The organism is Microcoleus sp., assembly GCF_049646505.1.
Lineage (GTDB): Bacteria > Cyanobacteriota > Cyanobacteriia > Cyanobacteriales > Microcoleaceae > Microcoleus.
In genome coordinates this window covers 1-8,130 of sequence record NZ_JBARVX010000633.1, presented here as the reverse complement: position 1 = coordinate 8,130, position 8,130 = coordinate 1, and the positions used below count along the sequence as shown (strand labels likewise).

The 8,130-nt window shown below is 46.8% G+C and carries 6 protein-coding genes; all 6 read left to right on the top strand.

What is annotated here, in order from left to right; translation table 11 throughout:
* Window positions 1-318: 318 nt before the first annotated feature.
* On the top strand, window positions 319-2,175 hold the full coding sequence (locus WBA89_RS29295; RefSeq protein WP_424411134.1) for an NAD(P)H-quinone oxidoreductase subunit F: 1,857 nt from the start codon (window positions 319-321) through the stop codon (window positions 2,173-2,175).
* Window positions 2,176-2,406: 231 nt separating this feature from the next.
* Window positions 2,407-3,912, top strand: a complete 1,506-nt coding sequence (locus tag WBA89_RS29290) for an NADH-quinone oxidoreductase subunit M (protein WP_424411133.1) — start codon at window positions 2,407-2,409, stop codon at window positions 3,910-3,912.
* 325 nt (window positions 3,913-4,237) lie between these two features.
* Complete coding sequence (locus tag WBA89_RS29285; RefSeq protein ID WP_424411131.1) at window positions 4,238-4,525, top strand: hypothetical protein; 288 nt, start codon at window positions 4,238-4,240, stop codon at window positions 4,523-4,525.
* A 190-nt stretch (window positions 4,526-4,715) separates the two neighbouring features.
* A complete protein-coding gene (locus WBA89_RS29280) occupies window positions 4,716-6,038 on the top strand; it encodes a CO2 hydration protein (protein ID WP_424411130.1) in 1,323 nt (440 codons plus the stop codon).
* Between the two features lie 254 nt (window positions 6,039-6,292).
* Window positions 6,293-6,499 (top strand): hypothetical protein, encoded by a 207-nt coding sequence (locus WBA89_RS29275; protein ID WP_424411129.1) that lies wholly within the window; start codon window positions 6,293-6,295, stop codon window positions 6,497-6,499.
* A gap of 113 nt (window positions 6,500-6,612) precedes the next feature.
* Entirely contained in the window at window positions 6,613-8,094 is a 1,482-nt protein-coding gene (locus WBA89_RS29270) for an NACHT domain-containing protein (protein WP_424411128.1), read from the top strand.
* Window positions 8,095-8,130 lie beyond the last annotated feature (36 nt).

Below are 8,130 nucleotides of genomic sequence, written 5' to 3'. Positions count from 1 at the left end.
GCTTTAATCACTAAAAAAATACGGGGCGGTTGAAACCGCTTTTCTACAGACAAAACCCGCTCTACAAGAGGGTTGGAGACTCTTTGCCGACCCTCTTATTTTTGCATCCTATAAGTATAGTTTATCTTCCGATAAGTACCATGAATCAGCAAATATGAAAATTTCCGGCAATCCTTAATATAAAATTAATAAGTCTATGCTGAAGCGCCCGGCTTCAAAACGACAATAAATTGGCAGTCACCCCAAAATTTCTTTACTTCTGGCGATCGAGATTATTCTCAGATTATTAAATTTTTGTAACATTTACAGGTAGTGCCAATGGCTCAAATCCTACTCCAGACCGTTTGGTTTATACCTTGCTACCCACTCATCGGCGCATTTCTGTCGATAGCGTGGTTTCCTGGACTAACCCGCCGCACGGGACCGAGACCGTCCGGTTACGTAAACGCCATATTAAGCTTCTTAGCTTTCGCCCACGGCGTCATAGCCCTAACCGCAGCCTGGAACCAACCCGCACAACAGCTATTGATTCCCTGGCTGAACGTCGCAGGTTTAGACCTCACCATTCCCGTAGAAATCTCTGTTGTCACCGTCGGGGCTACAGTTTTGATTACCGGACTAAATTTTTTGGCGCAGATTTATGCAATCGGCTACATGGAAATGGACTGGGGCTGGGCGAGGTTCTTTTCCCTGATGGGGCTGTTTGAAGCTGGGATGTGCGGCTTGGTTTTGTCAAACTCTCTGTTCTTCAGCTACATGATTCTGGAAGTCCTGACTCTGGGAACTTACCTGCTAATCGGGCTGTGGTTCAATCAGTCTTTGGTGGTGACGGGAGCCCGCGACGCTTTCTTAACTAAGCGGGTGGGAGATTTATTCCTGCTGATGGGAGTAGTTGCAATTCTGCCGCTGGCGGGAACTTGGAATTTTGACGAGTTGGCAGTTTGGGCTCAGACTGCAAACATTGACCCCACAGTCGCCACGCTGTTGAGTTTAGCTTTGATTGCCGGCCCGATGGGCAAATGCGCTCAGTTTCCCCTGCACCTGTGGCTGGATGAAGCGATGGAAGGCCCGCTACCGGCAACGATTTTGCGGAACACGGTAGTTGTGGAAACCGGCGCTTGGATTTTGATTAAATTGCAGCCGGTCATCGCTTTGTCGCCCGTGGGACTGAAGACAACTATTATTGTAGGTGCTGCAACGGCCGTGGGTGCTTCCTTAATTGCGATCGCCCAAATCGACATCAAGCGCACGCTATCTTATATAGTTAGCTCTTACATGGGCTTAGTATTTATCGCCGTCGGTACCGGACAAACCCACACAGCTTTGACATTGATATTTGCTTATTCCTTGGCAATGGGTTTGCTGGTGATGAGCATCGGTTCAGTAGTTTGGAACAGCATCACTCAAGATGTCCGATCTCTCGGCGGTTTGTGGTCGAAGCGGCCGATATCGGGAATATCCTTTCTTGTCGGCGCTGCTGGAGTGATTGGACTGCCGCCCTTCGGTTGCTTCTGGGCTTTGTCGGAATTAGCAGGCGGGCTTTGGGAAACTCACCCTTCACTGTTAGGAATTCTGCTGTTTGTCAACGGCGTAACTGCTTTTGGCTTAGTGCGCGTTTTTGGTTTAGTTTTCGGCGGCAAGCCAAAGCAAATGACCGAACGTTCCCCCGAAGTTCACTGGCCTTTTATCTTGCCGATGACCGTGTTAATGGGATTTACTTTGCACGTTCCGCACTTGCTCTGGGACTGGCAACTTTTGCCTTTGGCAACTTTGAATTATACTGCGGCCGGACTGTTAGTTTTGTCAAGCGCGATCGGCATCGGTGCAGGAGCATTTATTTACCTCAACGAAAAGTGGGAAAAACCTGTACGAATTGGTTCTCAAGCCGTACAAGATTTCTTTGCCTACGACTTTTACACCGCCAAACTTTACCGCGTCACAGTGGTATTTGCAGTCGGCCTGGTATCCCAAATCATATCCTGGATCGATCGCAATATTGTTGACGGATTCGTAAATTTAATAGGTTTTGCCACTGTTTTCGGCGGACAGAGCCTCAAATACAACGTCAACGGTCAAACTCAGTTTTACGCCCTGACAATTTTGTTCGGAGTTGCACTTTTGGGAATGCTGGTAAGCTGGCCGCTGCTAGCTCGCCTGTCGATTGTTGGCGGGTAAACAATAGTTTTCGCACTCACAGACACCGCCCCTACTGACAGTTGACAGTTGACTGATGACTGATGACTGATGACTGTTGACTGTTGACTGTTAACTGTTAACTGTTGACTGTTAACTGTTAACTGTTAACTGTTGACTAACAACTGCCAACTGCCAACTGACTACTGCCAACTGACTACTGCCAACTGACTACTGCCAACTGACTACTGTCAACAATCAACTGTTTAAATTATGCTTAGTGCCTTGCTCTGGTTGCCCGCGTTGGGCGCTGCGGTGGTGGGTTTCTTACCAGGAAACATGAATACGACGAAGCTGCGTTCAGTAGCTTCCGTCTTCGCTGCTGCCGTTTTTTTGTTAAATATCTTGCTGCTGACTCAATTTGACACGACAAATTCAGGACTGCAATTTCAAGAATATTTGCCTTGGATTCCACAATTAGGTTTGAGCTACAACTTGGGGGTTGACGGCTTATCTTTGCCGCTGTTAGTTTTAACCGGATTTCTGACGCTATTGGTGATTTACGGCACCGGCGAAGGAATAGCTCGCCCCCAACTTTACTACGCGATGATTTTGCTGATCAATGCGGGTGTTGCTGGAGCTTTAATGTCTCAGAATTTGCTGCTGTTCGTCTTGTTTTACGAGCTAGAATTAATTCCTTTTTATCTCTTAATTGCGATTTGGGGAGGCAAGAAACGCGAATATGCTGCGATGAAGTTTCTGATATATACGGCAATTTCGGGACTTTTAGTTTTAGCGGGATTTTTGGGTGTAGCTTGGCTGAGCGGTTCTTTAAACTTTGACTACAGCGCGATTACTACTCAAGACTTGTCCTTGAAAACTCAATTAATCCTGCTAACTATTGTGTTGGTTGGGTTGGGAATTAAAATTCCTTTAGTGCCGCTGCATACATGGCTGCCGGATGCCTACGTCGAAGCTTCGCCAGCAACAGCAATTTTGTTGGGAGGCGTTTTGGCGAAATTGGGAACTTACGGCTTAATCCGGTTTGGTTTGCAGATGTTTCCCGAAACTTGGTCGATTGTCGCTCCAAGTTTAGCAATAATCGGGACAGTCAGCGTGATGTACGGTGCTTTGACCGCGATCGCCCAAAAAGATATCAAGCGCATGGTAGCCTATAGTTCGATCGGACACATGGGCTACATCCTCGTCGCCTGCGCCGCCGGAACAAAACTCGCCTTAATCGGTGCAGTCGGGCAAATGGTAAGCCACGGCTTGATTTTAGCTTTGCTGTTTTATCTCGTAGGCATCATCGAAACCAAAGCCGGCACGCGGGATTTGGACGTGCTCAACGGCTTGATGAATCCGCTGCGGGGTTTGCCCACGGCGAGCTCGCTATTAGTTTTGGGAGGCATGGCAAGCGCCGGCATTCCCGGCTTAGTCGGTTTTATCGCCGAATTTTTAGTATTTCAAGGCAGTTTCTCCAAATTTCCAATTCCGACTTTACTCTGCATTTTAGCCTCCGGGTTAACAGCAGTTTACTTTGTAATTCTGCTCAACCGCACCTGTTTTGGAAAGTTGGACAACGCCACGGCTTACTACCCTGCCGTTAAGTTTGCCGAAAATATGCCAGCGTTAGTTTTAGCCGGGATCATTTTCTTCTTAGGAGTGCAACCAGTGTGGCTGCTGAAGTGGAGCGAATCTACTACAACTGCCATCGCAGCAACTCTACCCGTTGAGAGAATTGCTGGAATAGCGATTGTCGAGCAGTTTGAAAAATAGATATAGTCTGAGTGGAAGAGGGGGGAAATCTTTCTTCTTCCATCAAAATCAATCCCTTAAATGCTTTAAATCAGTCGATCTGTCCGCGCCAAGAAATCTTGATTCCTTTGAATAGCAAATGTGTTACACTCAAAAAAGAATCAAATACAGGAACTAATCAAACAATAAAATCAAGTTTCTGTTGCCGGATAGAAACAGCAGTAAGGGGTAAGTAAAAATTGCTCGTGAAACACACACAAAAAAAATCAGTTTATGTGCAGCAGCACTTGGTTTTTTAGTCGCAGAAACTTCTGCTATTGCCCAAGCTAGAATCCGAATTGCCGATTTGCAAAGACCGAGAACAGCAACTACCATTTCTGGCAAAGTAGTAGGTCTTGGAGAAGCTGATGAAAATGAGTGGATTATTGATGACGGTAGCGGTGAAGTGAGAGTCGATGGCGGCTCCCGAAAGAAGCGCAACATCAATTTATCCCAAGGGGAAACGATCGTAGTTGTAGGTGAGATGGACGATGGTGAATTTGATGCTTTCTCTATTACGCGATCGGACGGCTCAATTGTCAACATTCGCTCTCCAAAAGGTCGGCCTCCTTGGGCTGAAAAGGAGGATGAATAACAGCGACAGGTTGCGCGCTCGTGTGATTGATTAACTGGTTCCCAGGCTCTGCCTGAGAACCGATATCCAGAGGCTCTGCCTCGCTTTTGATCAGGAAAATTGGAGGCAGAGCCTCCGGATCTGCATTACCAGGCAGAGCCTGGGAACGAGTAGAAAGATTTAAAAGTTGATTCAACCAAAGGAAAAAAAAATGGTACAAACCCCTACAAAACCAGCAACTAAACTGCCTCCTTCCAAGCACGAATTTGCTGAAGTAATCCACAGGCTGGAAGCTGGCGGCGCAATGATTCCCGATACGCCGGAAAATCTGATGCAAATTATCGCGATTTGGAAAGCTTACGCGGTGCCGATGGATTTCTACTGGCGGGATTTGCTTTACATCGCGGAACGGGTATTTTTAAACCCGCTGCCCTTCTTTAAATACTTCTTACCCCAGGAGTATTTAGACTTGCAAAATCACTATTCAGGTGACGGTGCTGATTTGCGGATTTGGCGGGGGACTGGCAGCGCCCACCCAGAACTTTTGGAGTTCATGGAAAAAGGGGAAACTGGTAAAAAATCGCGGCTGTTTCACCATTTGTGGCACGATCGCATTAACATGGAATTTGCCGAAGAGTGCATGAGGTCAATGCTGTGGCACCGGGGGATGTACGTTCCCGTCAATCAGTTCGACCCCTATCTCGACAGCGACGAATACAAAGCTAATGCCGATCGCGCCATTAAAGCTTACTTCAAAAAAGACCCGTTCATGCTGGCGCTGCACAAAGCATTCCCAGATTTGTTTTTAGAACAGTGCCGCCAGATGTCTTATTACAGCAATCTCGGTTTGTTCTGGGAAGTAATGGCACCGGTGTTTTTTGAAGTTTCCGACTTGTACGACGAAGGCAAAGTTACCACAGTCCCGCAGGCGATGGATTTCCTGGTAAACGGCATATTTGCGATCGCCGGAAGGCCCATTTACCACCACGTTCTAATCGACGGCGAAACCTACGAAATCATCCCGAAATCTAAAGGTTTTACTTGGCTTTACGAAGCAGCCCTACCCTACGTAGAATCTGTATTTTACCGCACTTCGCCGTTCCGGGGAACCAAATCGTACAACGCGCAAGCGAGGGAAGTTCCCGACGACCAAAAAGACTTCCACTACGGAGTTTTGTATGCAGACAAATTCCCCGTAGGAACTGCTGGAATTCCGCCAACTTTGCTGGCCCAAGATATGCTGCACTTCCTGCCGCCTTATTTGATGGATTTCTTCAAACAGCGGTGTCGCGGCGAAGATGATGTCCTCAATCAAATTGGGGTGACGTTCCAGCGATCGATGTACTGCGTTACTTCGGCCGTGATTCAAGCTTTGCGGGCTGCCCTATTGTATCCTTTGGATGACCCAAATCCGAAGCATTTGAAGGCGAACCGGGCGTTTTTCGAGTCTCAGGTCGATCGCTTCTGCCGCCCGGAATACGGCATAAAATATGCGGCCAAACTGAAGAGCATTCAGACTTCAGATTACAGGTAAAAGATGTTGGCGGGCGGGCTAGAAGCCCACCACAAAACAGAACTCATTCTTTGTGGAACAGGCATCTTGCCTGTTCTCGATAATGGTGCAAAATATAAGTTGCAACTGACATGGAAAAAAGAGAGTTGTTTAATCGGTTTCAAAACAGATATAATATTAAATAAATTAGCATCATAAATATACATCTCTCTCTTCTCCTCCTCTGCGCTCTCTGCGCTCTCTGCGGTAAAAAAAATCCAATCTAAAAAAGAATCATGAATAGCCAAGATGTAGCTAAATATATCAAAGCAACCGACGGGATTTCCAAACCTTGGCTGTTGGTGCAACTGCGGCTGAAAAAATTGCAAGAAAGGCGATCGGAAATTTCTGCTGAAGAATATATGACAGAACTTGCCGATATCCAGCAGGATTTAATGAATCTAGGGGAATGGTGGGTAGGAATAGAGGATGAAGTGTTTTAAAATATGATTCATATCAGATGAAAACCGGTCGATCGAGGACTCGCCCGCAACCAAATGCGATCGCCTATCATAAAAACAACCCCCTTGCCGCCTGATATCAGGAGAACCCTCAAATGTCAGATCCGATTACCTTGGGCTTGCTTTTCACAGTCGCTTGGCAAGCCATTCTCGGCACTCAAGTTAATGATGCAGCAAAGCACCTCTGTTTGACCGGGATAAAAAAGATATCACGAAACGGAAAAATTGTCAATCACGATTTAGAAAAAGCGCTAAAAACATCTTTCCTGAAAGCTCAGCAACAAATCGCCTCAGAATGCAAACAGGAAATCGACCCCAAAAATAGGGCTAACCGAGAGAGTTTTGCCTATTCGCTGGCAGACAGGCGCAAGGACTTTGATTGGTTGAAACGAAAGCTGGAAAAGCTAAAATTAGAATTACAACAAGTAGATAAAGAAACAGTCCCCTCTGGAATTCCCATTGCAGGCTTAGATGAGATAGAATTGCTGCTGACTGCCCCAGATGAGTTAAAGCAGAATCGGGTTGAAAAACTTCAGGAAAAACTGCTGGCAGTCGCGCTAGAAAATTGCGATGTCGCACCCTACAAAACTAAGTTAGAGCAAGAATTATTTGATTTATTATCAGCATATTTTGCCCAAGAAGTCAAGGAAAATGACAAGGTTTTTCAGATTTTTACGGGGCAAACTTTGACGCGGATCGATCGCACAACCCAAGAGATGTATGCTTGGCTTGAGGAAATTGTGGAAAAAAGCCGGATTGTTTACCAGCCGATTGACTGGCGGGCTATTTGCCAGCAGATTTTAGACGAAAAAGAACAGCAGCGACTGAGTAGCAATCAGCTAACTTTTGGCAACCATGAAATTGATGATGTTTACGTGCCGCTGGGTTTGGTGGAACGGCACAAAGTGACTGAGAAGCGCGAGGATGTTGGGGCTGAGGAAGGTTCGGATTTGTATCGAGAAAAAGAAGTTACTCAGACATTTGAACATAGCGAGTTTCTAGATCAAGTGATCCAGCAAGGGATTAGCCCGAAAAGCAATGGGAAGCGGTTAGGAATTATTGGGGAACCGGGGGCGGGGAAAACTACGCTGTTGCGGCGGATTGCTAATTGGGTTGCTGCTGAAATTTCCGAGGCGATTGTGATTTGGGTGTCTTTGGCGGATTTGCAGGGGAAGGATTTAGAAACCTATTTATTTGATAGTTGGTTGCTGGCGGCAATTAAGAGGGTTGGGAAGGCTGAGGCGACGGCGGAAATTAAGGATGATTTTTTAGCACAGTTTAATGCTGAGCGCGTGTGGTTGGTGTTGGATGGGGCGGATGAGATGGCGGTGGGAGATGGGAATCCTTTGGCGGAAATTGAGCGGCAAATTAGGACGGGCGGCTGTATTCAAAGGGCGCGGATTGTGCTAAGTTGTCGGCAGAATGTCTGGGATGCGATCGGCTCTGCGTTGGATACTTTTGATACCTATCGCACTCTGGAGTTTTCCTATCCCGAACAAGTGGAAATGTTTATTGATAAGTGGTTTGGAACCCTCGCTAACCCGCAGTTTGGAACCCCCCTAACCCCCCCTTGGTAAGGGGGGGGACAAGAGAAGATGGGGAAAGTATTGATC

Excerpts from the sequence above, each read along its gene's own strand:
- WBA89_RS29275 (WP_424411129.1), top strand. The coding sequence starts at position 6,293 with ATGAATAGCCAAGATGTAGCTAAATATATCAAAGCAACCGACGGGATT.
- WBA89_RS29295 (WP_424411134.1), top strand. The coding sequence starts at position 319 with ATGGCTCAAATCCTACTCCAGACCGTTTGGTTTATACCTTGCTACCCA.
- WBA89_RS29290 (WP_424411133.1), top strand. The coding sequence starts at position 2,407 with ATGCTTAGTGCCTTGCTCTGGTTGCCCGCGTTGGGCGCTGCGGTGGTG.
- WBA89_RS29270 (WP_424411128.1), top strand. The coding sequence starts at position 6,613 with ATGTCAGATCCGATTACCTTGGGCTTGCTTTTCACAGTCGCTTGGCAA.
- WBA89_RS29280 (WP_424411130.1), top strand. The coding sequence starts at position 4,716 with ATGGTACAAACCCCTACAAAACCAGCAACTAAACTGCCTCCTTCCAAG.